Source organism: Planococcus sp. 1R117A (assembly GCF_051417975.1).
In the GTDB taxonomy this organism is placed as follows: Bacteria; Bacillota; Bacilli; order Bacillales_A; family Planococcaceae; genus Planococcus; species Planococcus shenhongbingii.
Window position 1 is genome coordinate 88846 of the sequence record NZ_JBPRLO010000002.1, and the last position, 15888, is coordinate 104733.

The 15888-nt window shown below is 42.8% G+C and carries 20 protein-coding genes; 15 read left to right on the forward strand and 5 right to left on the reverse strand.

Going from position 1 to position 15888, the window contains the following annotated elements; translation table 11 throughout:
- Positions 1–6: 6 nt before the first annotated feature.
- Both ACSFXN_RS05895 and ACSFXN_RS05900 read right to left on the reverse strand, forming a co-directional pair.
- Positions 7–522, reverse strand: coding sequence for a GNAT family N-acetyltransferase (locus ACSFXN_RS05895; protein WP_437149273.1), 516 nt, complete (start codon positions 520–522; stop codon positions 7–9).
- 25 nt (positions 523–547) lie between these two features.
- Positions 548–1000 carry a MarR family winged helix-turn-helix transcriptional regulator gene (locus tag ACSFXN_RS05900; RefSeq protein ID WP_437149275.1) on the reverse strand — a complete coding sequence of 151 codons (453 nt, stop codon included), beginning with the start codon at positions 998–1000 and terminating at the stop codon, positions 548–550.
- Between the two features lie 115 nt (positions 1001–1115).
- On the opposite strand from ACSFXN_RS05900, the gene ACSFXN_RS05905 reads away from it, so the two are divergent.
- Positions 1116–1733 carry a YczE/YyaS/YitT family protein gene (locus ACSFXN_RS05905; RefSeq protein WP_437149276.1) on the forward strand — a complete coding sequence of 206 codons (618 nt, stop codon included), beginning with the start codon at positions 1116–1118 and terminating at the stop codon, positions 1731–1733.
- A gap of 190 nt (positions 1734–1923) precedes the next feature.
- Positions 1924–2892: an NAD(P)-dependent alcohol dehydrogenase gene (locus tag ACSFXN_RS05910; RefSeq protein WP_437149277.1), complete on the forward strand. Its 969-nt coding sequence runs from the start codon at positions 1924–1926 to the stop codon at positions 2890–2892.
- A gap of 285 nt (positions 2893–3177) precedes the next feature.
- On the opposite strand, the gene ACSFXN_RS05915 is transcribed toward ACSFXN_RS05910, so the two are convergent.
- A complete protein-coding gene (locus tag ACSFXN_RS05915; RefSeq protein ID WP_437149278.1) occupies positions 3178–4020 on the reverse strand; it encodes a hypothetical protein in 843 nt (280 codons plus the stop codon).
- Positions 4021–4215: 195 nt separating this feature from the next.
- Here ACSFXN_RS05915 and ACSFXN_RS05920 point away from each other — a divergent pair, with 195 nt between their 5' ends.
- The 8 genes from ACSFXN_RS05920 to ACSFXN_RS05955 all read left to right on the forward strand — a co-directional run bounded on the left by ACSFXN_RS05920 (position 4216) and on the right by ACSFXN_RS05955 (position 9195).
- A complete protein-coding gene (locus ACSFXN_RS05920) occupies positions 4216–4641 on the forward strand; it encodes an Rrf2 family transcriptional regulator (RefSeq protein WP_437149279.1) in 426 nt (141 codons plus the stop codon).
- Between the two features lie 26 nt (positions 4642–4667).
- Positions 4668–5570, forward strand: a complete 903-nt coding sequence (locus ACSFXN_RS05925; RefSeq protein WP_437149280.1) for an NAD(P)/FAD-dependent oxidoreductase — start codon at positions 4668–4670, stop codon at positions 5568–5570.
- Positions 5571–5601: 31 nt separating this feature from the next.
- Positions 5602–6186 (forward strand): class I SAM-dependent methyltransferase, encoded by a 585-nt coding sequence (locus ACSFXN_RS05930; RefSeq protein WP_437149281.1) that lies wholly within the window; start codon positions 5602–5604, stop codon positions 6184–6186.
- Positions 6187–6345: 159 nt separating this feature from the next.
- Positions 6346–6621 carry an ArsR/SmtB family transcription factor gene (locus ACSFXN_RS05935; RefSeq protein WP_437149896.1) on the forward strand — a complete coding sequence of 92 codons (276 nt, stop codon included), beginning with the start codon at positions 6346–6348 and terminating at the stop codon, positions 6619–6621.
- Between the two features lie 44 nt (positions 6622–6665).
- On the forward strand, positions 6666–7049 hold the full coding sequence (locus tag ACSFXN_RS05940) for a VOC family protein (protein WP_437149282.1): 384 nt from the start codon (positions 6666–6668) through the stop codon (positions 7047–7049).
- 319 nt (positions 7050–7368) lie between these two features.
- Positions 7369–7656, forward strand: a complete 288-nt coding sequence (locus tag ACSFXN_RS05945; protein ID WP_437149283.1) for a DUF2798 domain-containing protein — start codon at positions 7369–7371, stop codon at positions 7654–7656.
- Entirely contained in the window at positions 7637–7855 is a 219-nt protein-coding gene (locus ACSFXN_RS05950; RefSeq protein WP_437149284.1) for a hypothetical protein, read from the forward strand. Before ACSFXN_RS05945 ends, ACSFXN_RS05950 begins: the two co-directional genes overlap by 20 nt.
- Positions 7856–8226: 371 nt before the next feature.
- Positions 8227–9195 (forward strand): SMP-30/gluconolactonase/LRE family protein, encoded by a 969-nt coding sequence (locus ACSFXN_RS05955; RefSeq protein ID WP_437149285.1) that lies wholly within the window; start codon positions 8227–8229, stop codon positions 9193–9195.
- 124 nt (positions 9196–9319) lie between these two features.
- On the opposite strand, the gene ACSFXN_RS05960 is transcribed toward ACSFXN_RS05955, so the two are convergent.
- Positions 9320–10126, reverse strand: coding sequence for a DUF4240 domain-containing protein (locus tag ACSFXN_RS05960; protein WP_437149286.1), 807 nt, complete (start codon positions 10124–10126; stop codon positions 9320–9322).
- Between the two features lie 253 nt (positions 10127–10379).
- Here ACSFXN_RS05960 and ACSFXN_RS05965 point away from each other — a divergent pair, with 253 nt between their 5' ends.
- The 4 genes from ACSFXN_RS05965 (at position 10380) to ACSFXN_RS05980 (ending at position 13920) form a co-directional block, all read left to right on the forward strand.
- Entirely contained in the window at positions 10380–11045 is a 666-nt protein-coding gene (locus ACSFXN_RS05965; protein ID WP_437149287.1) for a GntR family transcriptional regulator, read from the forward strand.
- Positions 11042–12067 (forward strand): DctP family TRAP transporter solute-binding subunit, encoded by a 1026-nt coding sequence (locus ACSFXN_RS05970; RefSeq protein ID WP_437149288.1) that lies wholly within the window; start codon positions 11042–11044, stop codon positions 12065–12067. Before ACSFXN_RS05965 ends, ACSFXN_RS05970 begins: the two co-directional genes overlap by 4 nt.
- A 72-nt stretch (positions 12068–12139) precedes the next feature.
- Positions 12140–12634, forward strand: a complete 495-nt coding sequence (locus ACSFXN_RS05975) for a TRAP transporter small permease (RefSeq protein WP_437149289.1) — start codon at positions 12140–12142, stop codon at positions 12632–12634.
- The gene (locus ACSFXN_RS05980; protein WP_437149290.1) at positions 12631–13920 is read left to right on the forward strand and encodes a TRAP transporter large permease; all 1290 of its coding nucleotides are present in this window, start codon (positions 12631–12633) and stop codon (positions 13918–13920) included. The genes ACSFXN_RS05975 and ACSFXN_RS05980 overlap by 4 nt, the downstream gene beginning before the upstream one ends.
- 129 nt (positions 13921–14049) lie before the next feature.
- On the opposite strand, the gene ACSFXN_RS05985 is transcribed toward ACSFXN_RS05980, so the two are convergent.
- On the reverse strand, positions 14050–14841 hold the full coding sequence (locus tag ACSFXN_RS05985; RefSeq protein WP_437149291.1) for a putative hydro-lyase: 792 nt from the start codon (positions 14839–14841) through the stop codon (positions 14050–14052).
- Between the two features lie 382 nt (positions 14842–15223).
- Between ACSFXN_RS05985 and ACSFXN_RS05990 the strand changes: the two genes are divergently transcribed.
- On the forward strand, positions 15224–15877 hold the full coding sequence (locus tag ACSFXN_RS05990) for an ABC transporter permease (protein ID WP_437149292.1): 654 nt from the start codon (positions 15224–15226) through the stop codon (positions 15875–15877).
- The last annotated feature ends 11 nt before the right edge of the window (positions 15878–15888 follow it).

The following is a 15888-nucleotide window of genomic DNA, read 5'->3' on the forward strand; positions in this document are numbered from 1 at the left end:
AGTTTATTAGAGTGTTTTGGTCATGATCAAGTCTGTTTGTTCATCTTCGCCCATATAGAAAGAGTGAGCGCCTGTCTGTACAAACCCTTTTTTCTGATAAAACGCAATGGCATTTTCGTTATCTTCCCAGACGCCCAGCCAAATTTTCTTTTTCTTCTGCTCCAGCGCCAGTTCGAACGCCTTGTTCAGCAGAAGCTTTCCTAGTCCATGTTTCTGAAACTTTCTCTTCACGTAAATCCGTTCGACTTCAAATGAGTCATCGTCCATCGCTTCCGTCTGCGCTTCATCGGTGTTGACCTTTAAATATCCAGCAACTTTTTCATTGAAATAAACTAAAAAGAACTGTGAAGACGGATTGGCTATTTCTTGTTGCAGCTGCTTCAAGTTATAGGCCTTTTCCAAATAGGCATTTAAATGTTCAGGCAGATTATGTTCTTTAAAAGTTTCGGTAAATGTCTCCACGCTGATTGTTTGAAGATCGTGGACATCTGTAAGCGTGCATTTTTTTATCGTCGCCATCATTTGGATAAGTCGCTCCTTTATATCGTTAATAGTCTCGCTTATTGCCTTTTTTGACAAATTCCCAGTCTTTTTCAACGTTTTTTCTGATGCGCTGCAGCAGTTCAAAAGCAGTTTCTGCTTCCATTTTGGAAAAGCCTTCTAACGCCACATGATCGGAATGTTCATTTTCTCTCTTGATGAAAGGATAGACCGATTTCCCTTTTTCGGTAGAAAATAGCTTTTTCGTTTTTTTATTTTGAGGATCTTCTTTCTTCTCAATAAAGCCGTTAGTTTCTAGTTTTTGGATAGCACGTGTTGCGGTGGAGCGGTCTACTTTAATCAGGTCCACCAACTGTTCCTGAATGATGCCAGGGTTCTCGCATATTCGCACCAAGTATAAATACTGCCCTTTGGTAAGGTCAAATTCTTTGAATTCGATGTTGCTGATTGAATCCAAAGCCCTGGCGATCATGCCAATTTCGCGCAAAATTTCTTTCATAAAAAGCTCCTCTGAAAATATTTTTGTTGCATTTGCAATAAAGAAAGGACTATATTGAATTTACTCCATAATTGTTGCATTTGCAATAAAAATTTAAAGGAAGAAGGCGAGAAGAGTGAACTTTCTATTTTATATCATTGGTATTCTTCTTTTAACTTTAGGAATAGCTTTCACTATACAATCGGATCTTGGAACATCGCCTTTTGATGCGGTTTTGGTAGGTCTGGCTGAAAAGTTGGGGCTTACGGTAGGGAGCTGGGAAGTGATATTGGCTATCCTGATCATCGGCTGCAATTCATTATTAATCAGACAACGGCCGGAAGTGTTGGGGTTGATCACAGCTGTTATAACAGGAATCGGAATTGATCTATGGCTTTTCCTTTTAAGCAAGGTGATTACACCTGAACTATGGCAAAGCCAAGCGGTTTGCTTGGCCATCGGTCTTATTGCTATGGGAGCAGGGACTGCTACTTATCTGCATACGAATTTCGCTCCGATTCCTGTAGACCGGCTGACATTAATTTTGAAAGAACTGACTGGGACGAATGTATTTTATTCAAGAACATTTATTTACGGCGTATTTCTGATTATGGCAATGGCATTAAAAGGTCCAATTGGCATCGGAACCATATTAACCGTCTGTTTTGGAGGGCTGATCCTTAATTTCTTTATGCAGCCTGTTGGGCAACTGTTAGACCGAATATCGACAAGCTCATACTCATCATTAGATTAATCCATATAATTGGAATTTTAGATTGCTAATAAAAATATATAAGATACACTTAAAATGAAAAGTCTGAAAATTAAATCTTTTTATTGATTTTGAATTTTGTTCTTGAAGACAGGCACGTTGAATTCAATCGGCAAATTGGTACATGATCTGCATTCAAACCATCCAAAAAATTATGAAGGGAGTTTTTAATATGAAAGCAAGTGTCCATAAAAAATACGGACCGCCCGAAGTGTTGAAGCTCACAGAAGTGGAAAAACCGATTCCTAAAGATGACGAAGTACTGGTGAAAGTGTATGCCACAACAGCGAGCACGGGTGACTGCAGAGTGCGAAGGGCGGATCCATTTGCTGTCCGGTTTTTTTATGGATTGAAAAAACCGAAAGTCGGGATATTGGGAACGGAGCTGTCTGGAGAAGTAGAAGCTGTTGGAAAAGACGTTAAAACATTTCAGAAAGGAAATTTGGTGTTTTGCGGCACCGGAGTCAAGCTAGGCGCAAACGCAGAATATGTATGCGTGAATGAAGAAGGAGCTATCGCCATCAAACCAGCCAATATGACATTCGAAGAAGCTGCTTCCGTTCCATTTGGAGCGACAACTTCTTTATTTTTCCTTAGAGATAAAGGGCATATTAAAGAAGGGCAAAAAGTGCTGATCTACGGCGCTTCCGGTGCATTAGGCACCTATGCAGTACAGCTGGCCAAACATTTCGGGACACAAGTTACGGCGGTCTGCAGTGGCCGGAATGTAGCGCTTGTGAAGTCATTGGGTGCTGACCATGTCATCGATTATACTCAAGAAGATTTCACTAAATCCGGTATGACGTTTGATCTTATTTTTGACACGGTCGGCAAGACTTCATTTTCGAAATGCAAAAGCTCTTTGAGGAAAAATGGTGTTTATCTGGCAGCGGTAGCAGGAATTCCACAATATGTGAAAATGATCGCTACTTCGATTAGAGGCAATAAGAAAATGAAAGGCGGAGTAGCGAAGATGCGCAAAGAGGATATGCTTTTCCTCAAAGAGTTGATTGAATCAGGAAAGATCAAGTCTGTTATAGATAAGCGTTATTCTTTGGATCAAGTTGCTGCGGCTCACAGTTATGTTGAAACCGGGCATAAACGCGGCAGCGTAGTCATCAACTTGATTCCGTCTAATTAATTTTTATTTCGGTGATAATGCATTCTTAGGCTGTCGAGAAACTCTCGACAGTTTTTTCTCATTTCGCTCCAGGGCGGACGCTTTCCGCGGGCACGGCTTCAGCCGCTTCCCTCGCTTTGCTCAGTCCAGGGTCTTCAGCTCGCGTCGCTTCGCTGCTCCCGCTGGAGTCGCCGCCTTCCGCTGCATTCAGCCTCCTTTGTCACCTTTAGAGACTCTCTAAAAGAGTGACGGTTCAAGAAAACCCTCTCTCCTGTTAAATTTAGAATAACTAGCTTCTTTCACTGATTATTCTGGACCGAATGTCTTTGGCATCGGCTGCATTAATTCCTGGCGTGCGAGAGAGGTGTCAAAGTCAGGATAGTGCATTTCAATTAAGGTTAATGTTTCAGCCAACAAATCACATAGTTGTTCGACAGCAATTTGCGGCTGTGCTTTGTACAGATCCCTGAGCCGGGTTTCGGTGTTTTCCGGTTTTAATGGCAATTCACTTAATCGCTTGTAAATCCACTTATAGGTCGGGAAGTAGGATTTATTTAAAGCGAGTAGGATGATAAACAAACTGCAATGGATGTTGCTGAGCATATTATAGAACGCGATAGGGTTATCCCGCTTCGATTCAAAGTAAATATGCCGTAGATGAAAATGGGGCAGATACTCTTTGAAAAATCGTTCGGTCAGTTCACGCGGGTAATTTTCAATACGTTCTTTCCATGGCTGGATAAATTCACTGCCATATAACGGAATGCAAAAGCGCATCGTATCCACAATATTGCTGGCATCTAAATCGGTACTGCAATTGTCGATGACGCTCGCGATACTTTCTTCTTCAACAGAAGTGGTTTTATGCCATAGATCGACCGGAAAACCGTCAATGACCAAAGCGCTGTGATAGGCAAAATGCGCTTCAGGGTATCGATGGTCCGCATTTAATAAAATTGAAATATCGTTTTTCAGTTGGTCTGCCGGCTCTTTGTCCCAGTATAAGATAAGTTCCAGATCTGAATAGCCGTCGGCGTAATTACGTGCTGCGGATCCAGCTGCGACTATAGCTCGGACTCCGGAAAAACGGGATAATGGCTTTGAAAGATTGTGAGCAAGTTTCAATCGCCATTGCGTATGGGCATTCACAGGTGAATTCCTCCTTGCATTTTAGTAGTGGGAGATCGTGAAAAAGTGAACTGTTCCGCATGAATCAATATCAGGAAATAAAAGAAGAATTCAGATGCTGCAAGTTGACTTCTCATTCATTCAATATTATAGTTGTTTTAATTAAAGACAACAAGAGTCTATAATATCTTTGAAATAAAATACCAGGAGGTCTTTATGAAATACTCAAACGCGACAAACTATGCTCTGCATACGATGGTGCATCTTATTCGATTGCCAAAAGGAAGCACGATTGGGGTTCAGGAGTTGGCGGAAATGCAGCATCTTTCACCTACGTACCTGTCCAAAATCCTAACCAAACTGACCAAAGCCGGTTTGATCGAATCCACGCCCGGCGTGAAAGGCGGCTATAAAGTTTCCAGAGCCCCACATGAGATTTCATTTCTGGAAGTCATCAATGCGATTGAAGGAGACACCAATTTGTTCAATTGTTCATTGCACCATAATGAACGTTGTTTGATTGAAAATGTCATGAGGCAGGCGGAAGAAAACATGAAAGACGAGCTTCGTGGTAGCCTGCTGATTGACATTGTAAACAAGATGAATGTACAAAAACAGAACAGCGTTGAAGAAGCTACTTAATAAAAATTTAACGAGGTGGGGATGACATGATAATCGATTGTGCGGTAATCGGCGGGGGACCGGCTGGGTTGAATGCTTCGCTCGTTCTCGGAAGATCGAGAAGGAAAACAATCCTCTTTGATGACGACAACCCAAGAAATGCGGTGACTTCCGAATCCCATGGATTTATGACACGGGACGGCATTGATCCGAAAGAGTTAAGGAGGATTGCCCAAGAAGAACTGGGCAAATATCCTGACGTCAAAATTGAAAAACAGCGTGTGCAAAGCATTCATAAAGAAAATGGACTGTTTCAAATCGAAACTGTGAATGGAGATGCCTTTAAAGCTAAAAAAATCATTCTGGCAACCGGCTTTAAAGAAATTCTTCCAAACATTGAACGAGTAGAAGAATTTTATGGAACCAGCTTGTTCAGCTGTCCGTTCTGTGACGGCTGGGAAATGCGGGACCGGCCTTTGGCGGTCATTGCAGAAACTCCGCGGGGTTATCATTTGGCGAAAGTAGCCTCTAACTGGACAGAAGATTTGATCGTCTGTACGAACGGAAAACAAATCTTTTCGGCAGAAGAAAAAAGAACATTGGAAAATAACGGCATCCAAATTTACGAGCAAGAGATTCTCTCGTTGATCGGGGAAAAAGGTTTCATAGAGAAAATAGCGTTTGCGGATGGAACGGTTGTGGCATGTGAAGGCGGATTTATTGCACCGCGATGGGAGCAGGCCACTTCTTTCGGTTTATCGTTAGGATGCAAGTTGAACAGCCAAGGCGGCATAGAAGCAGATGGTTTGAAACGGACAGCGGTTGAAGGAGTTTATGCATGCGGAGATACATTGATTGCCGGGGCTTCTCAATTGATTATTGCAGCTGGAGAAGGCAGTATGGCTGCTCTTAGTGTCAATGCAGCTTTTATAGAAGAAAAATTTGGGTGATATTGATAGTTAAAGAGGAGGAAGTGGATAGATGCACAATCACCACAGCAAGTCACAAGAAACAAACCATAAAGGGAAAGTGTCATTTCTGGATAGCTCTAAACGAAGAGAACAATTGCCGCCTGAAAAACTATTGAGCATGATTCCGATTAAAGAAACAGATACTATTTTGGACTTCGGTGCAGGAACTGGATATTTGGCGATACCTGCGGCAAAAATGGTGAAAGGCACCGTTTATGCCCTGGATATAGATGCCAGTATGCTGGAAATGATCCGCTCAAAAGCTCTGCAGGAAAACATCGATAATATTGTAACCGTTCAGGCGGGCACCGCTGCACTTCCATTGCCGGATGCATCGATTGATGTAGTGCTCGCTTCCTTGGTATTGCACGAAATTAGCCCGTTGGGACCGGCATTGAAACAGATCACAAATGTGCTGAAAAAAGGCGGCTACTTAGTTTGTGTGGAACTGGAGCCAAAAGGACATTCAGCACATAAAGCCCCGAGAATTTCTTCAGCAGGCATGGAACAAGAAATAACGGAAACCGGGTTGCATGTAACGCAAAAATTCTTTCCTGCAGAATCTTTATATGTTTTGATTGCCCAGAAGCAGTAAGTCTACCAATAAACATTTAATTTTTTTCTTTAATTACAGATAACATATATCTTTAAAGTATTTAATTAGAAAAGTTAGCGCTTTATTAATTAAACAGGAATTGGCAAGGCATATACCAACATCTTGACAAGCAACCAAATGGTTGCGTATACTTTGAGTATGAAGAACAAAGATGCAATATTCAAGGCACTCAGTGACTCGACCCGGCGGATGATATTAGACGAACTTTCCGAACGCAACGAGCTGACGCTGTATGAATTGACCGTGCGCCTGATTACGAAGCACAACCTTAATATGTCGCGGCAAGCGATAGCGAAACATCTTGCTGTATTGGATGAAGCTGGTTTAGTGACATCAGAACGAAAAGGAAAGTACCGCGTGCTGATGTTCAATAAGGAACCCCTTAAAGACTTGTTGAAAGGATGGATAGAGTAAGGTAGTGGCAATATTCCGCGAAAGTTTGAGGAGGCAAAAACAAAATGAATATCATCGTTACGAGTTTATTTGTAGAAAATCAAGACAAAGCCTTAAAGTTTTATTCGGAAACGCTTGGCTTTGTAAAAAAGCACGACGTGCCCATGGGAGAATTCAGGTGGATCACGCTTGTTTCCCCCGACCAGCCAAACGGCACCGAGCTTTTGCTTGAACCGAATAATCATCCCGCCGCCAAAGAATATCAGAAGAAGATATTTGCGGAAGGTATTCCGGCAACCATGTTCGGCGTTGAAGATATTCAAAAAGAATACAATCGATTGGTGGAACTGGGTGTGGAATTTTCGATTGAGCCAACGAAAATGGGGGATACCACAATCGCTGTTTTCGATGATACATGTGGGAACTTCATCCAGATGGCGCAGCAGTAGTTTTTATATTGGAAATCCAGAGTAGAAATTTAGCCTTAAATTTCTACTCTTTTTTGTTGGCAAGTTTATAATTTTGTGTGGCTACTGAAGCTTATATATTTATCTGGCTCCCAATTTTCCAAGTAATTGTTGGTTAGTAAACTAAGAATAGCCTGCATTCTCAGTAAAAAAGAGAGAATTCAAGATTTTTTGCTGGAAATAAATATTGCAACAATTTAAATCCGCCTTATGATAATCTAAATGCTGGTGCTAAAATAAGAGTGGAAATTAGTGTAGGTAACTGTGCCACAGCCATTCTTTTATTAAGGACATAAGGGAGGTGCCTATAATAAACATCAACATCAAATACCGGAATATTATTTTTGCGTTTTTCATGGCATTGTCCATGTCTGTTTTCATCACTTTTGTGTTAGTTTCCTTGAGTACAGGCTTTACTGAGGAATTTTTATCCGAATGGTTCAAAACTTGGTCACAGGCGTTCTTTTGTGCTTTCTTTGGAGCTTACTTTTTCCCGATTGTCATTAAGCAAGTGATGAAAAAGATTAATTTCGTAGAAAATCCATTAGTCATTAAAGACGATTATGTCAATGAGAGAACAAAGCGCTAGAGCAGCTGCTAACTCGCATACACGAGATGCCATTACGGGCGAAGTGGATGAATTGGCGCAAATTAAACATCTTGCCGATGCCATGCTTGTGTTGTTTCTGGTAAATCTAGAAGCCCCGATGACAATTGCTGAAACTTTATCGGCATTAGGGAGTAATGCAGGAAAAATGGATATAGATGCAAAACTAAGCTGTCTTTAATTGGGCAGTTTTTTTAATTGCTCGGAAACGCAGCAATAGCTGACTGCTATTAAATCATTAAGCAACGAACTTTTCGAATTAGCAGCAGCTTATAGGATTAATGGAAAAAACCTATAAGTTTAACAAAGTTAATCTTATTAATAAAGAGAAATAATTACTGAATAATTAAAAAACTCGAATACCATTGCCAGTGGTTTCCGTCTTGTATTAAGGTTATATTTTGTGCTAGCAGTTTTATGTTTTGATGAAGAGTTTCCACTTAGAGCGTAAACCACGTTTTATCCGGAACCCTCTTCATTAAAATTGAAATTCAGAAATTGCTGCAGAAATAAAAAACGAATGAATTTATTCGATAAGGAGGAGTTTTGTAAATGAAGAAAAAAGGATTTACAGTAGCCATCTTGCTTGTTTTCTTGCTTGTAGCGGCAGGCTTTGTCGGCGCCAAATCATTGTATGAGACAAAACCTGTGCCAAAAGGCGAAAGGCACAATATCTCAGAAATCATACCCGCTAAAGCCAAATGGGAAAAAGTTGTAAAAGGTGATGGCGGCTTTATGGAAGGCATTAACTTCGACCGCAAAGGCAACATTTGGATGGTCAGCCCGATGTCTGGAGAACTTCTTAAAGTAAAAGGAAATAAAGTCGAACAGGTTAGAAAATATCCAGGTCCTGTAGGAGCGAAATTCCACAAAGATGGCCGCCTTTTCATCACGGACATTACTGGAGTCATCCATGCTTATGACCCGAAAACCGGAAAAAGTGAAACTGTTGTAAGCACATATGAAGGCAAGCCGTTAAACGGTTTGAACGATTTAGTATTTGATAAAGACGGCGGCTTGTATTTCACTGAGCCAATGGGATCCAGCGCGACCAACCCGGTCGGACGCGTCTTCTACTTGCCGGCAAACAGCAAAGAGCCAGTTTTGTTTGCAGATAAAATTGCGTATCCGAACGGAGTCGCTATTTCCGCTGACGGCAGCCGTGTTTATATTTCCGAGTTCGGCAAGAACAGAGTTCTGGCTGCTCCGGCAAAAAATGCACCTCCATCACCTGAAACGCCGTTTGTCTTTGGACAATATGAAGGCGGAATCGGACCGGATGGATTGGCTGTCGACAAAGCAGGAAATCTATACGTAGCCCATTTCCAGGCAGGGGAAGTCGTTGTCCAAGACAAAGATGGATTCAAATACGGAACAATCCGTCTACCTGAAGGTACGGGAACATTTACAACCAATCTGGCATTCCACGAAGGCTATCTGTATGTCACCGAGTCTTCCAAAAATGAGGTTTGGCGCATCAAAGTGAATAAAGAAGGGCTAGTGCCTTACGGATTGCAATAATATGGTTTGTAAGTAAGAGAAAATGAAAGGGAAGAAAAATTGCGGAGTACTTGCAATTTTTCTTCCCTTTTTTCTGTTTGCTGGATTTTGAAACAAGACAGAAGCATATTTTCCCTCTTCAGTTTCATAAAGGGTTTTCATGGAAAGCTTCCCATAGAGTAGGGAACATATTGCGCAAGCCTTCTTCATCATCTTCATCCCAATCCAAATCAATGCCCAATCCGCTGTCATCCTCCTCCATCAATTGATCATACAACTTCAAGTATTCTTCGAATTCTTGGCCGGTTTTCTCTTCGTAAGCGCTGCTTGCGACAAATAGCAACTCTTCCAATTGGGGAATTCCTTCTTGCTCTTGCAGCAGCAGTAAATAGGGAAGAAGCGACTCCGAATCATCAATCGCCTCGTAATAAACTTCTTTCCCCAAGTACAGAATCCATGCCCGGAAATAATCGAAGCTATCGTCAGAACAGCCGCCCATCGCAATATAGGCAGCGGCCCATAACTCCGAAGTATAAGAATTGGCATAATGCTCTTTCAGGATGGACTCAAATATCAGGATATCCAGTACCGGTTTTTTAGCTAAATGAGAAACCAGCCACTCCATATGTTCAAGGGGATCTTCACCATGATCACCACATTCATCTATCAAATGCCAGAAGTACGATTCTGTCATCATACTTTCTTGCACAACTTGTTCAGCCCTTTCAGCCGGCAGATAACCTTTTTTGAGTTTTGATTGAACGAGCCGGTGGGCTTCCTTTTCGCAGGCTTCCGCCGAAGGGAATTCTTTCACTCTGACAGTTCCGGCAGTGCCGATTCTTCCGTATGTGACCGCAAATGAATTTTCTGCCACAGAAACTTTCCAAAACTTATTTGAATATGAACTTTTAAATACTAGCAGGGTTTCCAATGACATATCTCCTTGAACCATTCAATTGTGGCTCCGAACTATATTTTCTTCACACTTATTATTGTACATAAATGCAATTGTTTTTACTGCGATAAAATTTTAAAAGCATACATCGAAGGTGATAATCAGTCAGGAAAATCTATCACTTTTCTCCTTTTTATTACCAAAAATATCAATCAATTCAGAAAATTACATTTACATTTCAGAAATCTTACCCTATACTTTTCTGTATACAGTATACACTGTGAGGATTAATTATGAGAAAGGAGGATTCATGGAAAAATTAGTAAAAAAAGCCACGTTGGCGGAACAGGCATACGAGTATATCAAGAAAATGATTATCACCGGGGAATTGAAACCCGGCGAAGAATTACCGGAAGAAAAGTTGGCTATTGAACTGGGAATCAGCAGAACGCCTTTAAGAGAAGCGTTAAAAAGACTGGCTGTTGATGCGCTTATCGAATTGAGGAAGACAAGGCCCGCTATCGTCGCCAAATTTACTCGCCAAGATGTCATAGAAATTATGGAACTTCGGAAATTGTTGGAAATTCAAGGGCTTGAAAAATTATCGAAAGCAGATCAGAAGCGTGTCGGCGATGAGTTGAAGGAAAATGCAGCACAGCAATGGAAGACGATCCAGAAAAAAGACTTTGTCAGTTTTATGGATTTGGATCAGGAATTTCATTCCTTGTTGTGCTGGAGCCATAAAAACAGGCGGTTGAAAGAACTCATAAAAGGAATCAACACCGGTGGAAGCAGAGCGTTTATGCTGTTATCCGACGCAATTGCTGACAGTGCGGAAAAAGCATACGCCGAACACCAGGCGATTATTGAGGCGATTGAAAAAGGAAATATCGATGAAGCCAAACAGCAATTGGTGATTCATCTCGACAATATTGAAAACCGATTGCTGAAATACATCTTACAGGAGGAATTATGAAGAAATTACTCGGATTATTACTTATCGGACTATTTATTTTATCAGCATGTGGGCGCCCGGATAGCGGCGGTACAACTTCAGAAAACGGGGAAACGAGCGGTGAGACTTTCACAATCAGGATTGCACATCTAGTTCCGGAAGAGCAATCGTCTCATATTGCGGCTGAAGCATTTAAAAAGAAATTGGAAGCCGAGTCGGATGGCCGCTTAAAGATAGAGCTTTATCCGAACGGCCAGCTTTACGGCTCGGACCGGGAAGCGATTGAAGCTGTGCAGCTCGGGAATGTTGAAATGACGATCCCAGCCGTGGCTGCAATGGCATCGTTCAATGATAAATTTCAGGTATTTGATCTGCCATTCTTATTCAATAACAACGAAGCCGCTTATAAAGCGCTCGACGGTGAATTAGGGCAAGAGTTAATGGCCGATTTGGAAAACAACGGCATAAAAGGTCTGGTATTCGGCGAAAATGGCTTCCGTCATGTATCAAACAACGAAGGTCCGGTTGAAGCTCCGGAAGATATGGAAGGATTGAAAATGCGAACATTGGAAAGCCCGCTGCACACGGATACATTCAATGCATTTGGAGCAAATGCATCACCGTTTGCCTTTGGTGAACTTTACACGGCGCTTCAGCAAGGCACTTATGATGCCATGGATTGCCCGATTTCCTTGTACTACACAAACAAATTCTACGAAGTCCAGGATTACTTGACACTGACAGGCCACGTTTACGCAGCGACTGCATTGTTGGTCAACGATGATTTCTATAACAGCCTGCCTGAAGATCTGCAAAGCTTGATTATGGAAGCGTCTGAAGAGTTCCGCACCGAACAGCGAGAACTGGCACAGCAGCAAGATACTGAATTCCTTGAAAAATTGGAAACGGAAGGCATGCAGATCAACGAGTTGACGGATGAGCAGCGCAACGCATTCCGTGAAGCGGCAGAGCCGGTTTATACAAAATATGAAGAGCAGATCGGCAAGGATCTGATTGATCAGGCACTTGCAGCGAATAAATAAGGAAGATGCTAAACAAATGAAGAATCAAGGAAGCAATTCCTTGATTCTTCGTTTTTGGAAGGAAGTGTGGAAATGATAAAAAAGTTTGAGAAAGCGGAAGAAGCGTTTCTTGTGTTGACGCTTGTAGTTATGGTGGCTCTGATATTCGGGCAAGTGGTCGGGCGGTATGTGTTTTCCAATGCGCCAAGCTGGACAGAGGAAATGGCCCGCTATATACATATTTTCCAAGTATGGATCGGTGCGAGTTATGCGGTGAAATTGCGTGAACACATCCGCGTGGAGGCTTTTATCACACGTTTCACAGGCTTACCTAGAAAAATATTGGAAACCATCACTTTAATGATCTGGTTTGCAATGGCATTATTCCTTGCATATTTTGGAACAGATCTGGTACTAAGCAGTATTTCCAACGGACAAGTTACGCCAGCGATGCAGCTGCCGATGTGGATACCATTTTTAGCAATTCCGTTAGGCGGAATCGGCATGTGTATCCGATTGATCCAGCAATTGATCAAAATTTGGCAAGGCGATTATGAAATGCATAAGGGAGGCGACCTTCCGGCATGACGATAGCCCTTTTATTTGGCACTTTATTTATCTGTTTATTGATTGGAGTTCCGATTGCATTCGCGTTAGGTGTCTCAGCGTTGACAGCGATTTACTTCGGCACCACTTTGCCACTAAGCATCATCACTCAAAAAGCATTTACATCGCTCGATTCGTTTCCATTGCTGGCAATTCCGTTCTTCATGCTGGCCGGTATTCTAATGGGCAAAGGCGGCGTCTCCAAACGGCTATTGGCCTTAGCTTCCGCTTTGGTTGGGTGGATGACAGGCGGGCTCAGCATGGTGACGATTGTGGCCTGTATGTTTTTCGCTGCCATTTCCGGATCGGGCCCTGCCACCGTAGCCGCCATTGGCAGCTTCATGATTCCGGCAATGATTGCACGCAAGTACGACGGAGGCTTCGCTTCGGCAGTTGCGGCGTCAGCCGGTTCGATCGGCGTTATCATTCCGCCAAGTATTCCCTTTGTTTTGTACGGCGTCATTGGTGGCGTTTCGGTTGGAAGCATGTTCTTGGCAGGTATTATTCCAGGGATATTGATTGGAGTGGGATTGTTAATCACCGCCTATTTGATATCAAGAAAACGCGGGTATAAGCCCGAACCAGGAGAAGCGTCGACTTTTGAATTTAAAGATGTCGTAAAAACTTTCTGGGAAGCGAAATGGGCTTTGCTGATTCCGGTCATCATTCTCGGAGGCATCTACGGCGGGATATTCTCCCCGACAGAAGCAGCCGTAGTGGCAGTTGTCTATGCCATCATTATCGGTAAATTCGTCTACAAGGAATTGTCGTGGAAGGGCTTGTATGAAAGCTTCCGCGAGGCAGTTGTCATCAATGCCACGACCATGATCATCATCGGATTGTCTGTATCGTTTGCTTACTTCATGACCATCGAACAGATTCCGGGAGAAATTTCCGATTACCTGACCCAGTTATCAACGAATCCGCTCGTTATTTTAATGGCCATCAACTTATTGTTGCTGGTCGTCGGGATGTTTATCGATACCATTTCAGCATTGGTTGTTTTGACGCCGATCCTCTTGCCAATTGTGGTGGCAGTAGGGGTTGATCCGATTCATTTCGGTGTCATCTTGGTTGCCAACTTGGCCATCGGCTTTATCACCCCTCCGCTCGGCGTCAATTTGTTTGTGGCGTCCAGCGTCGGAGGTGTCCGTTTCGAACGGATAGCTGTCTCTGTATTACCGTTTTTGTTTACAATGATCATTTGTTTGCTGGTCATCACGTTCATACCGGCGCTGTCCATGTGGCTGCCGAATTTATATGAATAACTGATATCAACTGCCGCAACAGGAAACCCCGACGGTTTCCTGCTGCGGTTTTTGTATGGAGACAAAAGAAAACCTGTACAGCGATAACTAGCTGCACAGGCTTCTAACTGGCTTCAGCCATTCATTTCATCATATGACGCTGATTTCTGCTGATTTTAAATCGGTGATGAACATATGGCCGGGTGCATGGGTAATCATGATTTCAGGTTTTACATGCATCGCGATGGCTTGCGGCGTTACTCCACAAGCCCAAAAAACAGGTATTTCCCCTTCTTTGATGGTGACGCGGTCTCCGAAGTCAGGGGCGTTTATATCGTTAATGCCAAGGCCAGCCGGATTGCCGATATGGACAGGGGCACCATGGGCGCTAGGGAAACGGCTTGTTACTTGAACGGCTCGGACTACATCTTTTTCAGCTACCGGCCGCATACTGACAACTGTTGGCCCTTCAAACCGTCCAGCTTTCACCGCTGGGACGGCAGTTCTGAACATCGGCACATTGCAGTTTTCTTCGTTATGCCGCATGGGAATACCGTTGCTGATTAATGCTTCTTCGAACGTGAAGCTGCAGCCGATTAAAAATCCGACCATATCTTCATTCCAGAGATCCATGATATTGTCCTTTTCTTCGGTCAGTACACCGTTCCGGTAAACGCGGTATTTTGGGAGATCAGTCCGCAGATCGGCCGTCGGTGCAGAAAGGGCCGGCACAAACGAGCCCGGTTCAGTGACATCGATCAGCGGGCAGAATTTCGGGTTGCGCTGGCAAAACAGCAGGAATTCAAAAGCCATTTCCTTTGGCAGAATCGCCAGATTGGCTTGCAGATAACCGTTTGCCAAGCCGGAAGTCGGCTGCTGCCATCTGCCTTCTCTAATCAACTGGCGGATATCGGCGGGAGATTGCAATTCAGTCATATTCATTAAGATCCACTCCCTTATTGGGGTACTATTTCACAATGTTCCGGAAGATAAAAATAGCAGAGGAGCCAAACTGACTATAGTTCTATTACCATCGAGTATACCTTTAAGGGAGTTTATTGTAAAATCAAATAATTTAGTTATTCGTCTTAAGAATACTATTTTCATATAATATGTTTACCTATATACCAGATGGGGAATTATTATATGGTTGTAATTCAACTTCCTCTTAAGGAAATATTTAGCATATGGTATAATTGAATCGGTAAAAAATAGAACATTCAATAAAATGAAGAGCTGAGCAGCTCTTATTTTATTGAGTGCTCAAAAACAGAGTAGAAGGTGAATTTGGTATTCTACCTTATGACATGAAAGGGGGGATAAAGTGGAAAAATGGTTGAAATTTCTCGAGGTGAATGCACCAAGAATTTTGGAATTGACCGTAGACCATGCTGTTTTAGTCACGTTAGCAATTGCTGTGGCCTTAGCTATCGGCGTGCCGCTTGGCATTTACTTGACGACGAATGAATACCTTGCAGGAATAGTCCTTCAAGCTGCTTCAATCACCTTAACGATTCCGAGTATTGCACTGTTTGGCGTCATGATTCCTGTTTTTTCTCTTATCGGTCAGGGAATCGGTTTTCTTCCGGCTTTTGTTGCGCTCGTACTGTATGCACAGCTTCCCATTATCCGAAATACATATACAGCTATTAAAAACGTTAATCCGGAGATGCGTGACGCAGCGATTGGCATGGGAATGAAAACACATCAGCGCTTATGGCGGGTTGAAATTCCAAACGCGTTGCCGATCATCATGGCGGGCATCCGGACAGCAGTGGTCTTGAACATCGGGATTGCTGTTATCGCAGCCTATATTGGAGCTGGCGGACTGGGTGTCCTCATTACACAGGGAATTAGCCGGGGCGACAACTATTTGATTATCAGCGGCTCGATTGCTGTGGCAATCTTGGCAATCATTGCGGATGCCATATTGCTAATGATCCAAAAACGTTTTACCAACAAAGGCATAGTCCAGTAATTGCAGAGAGG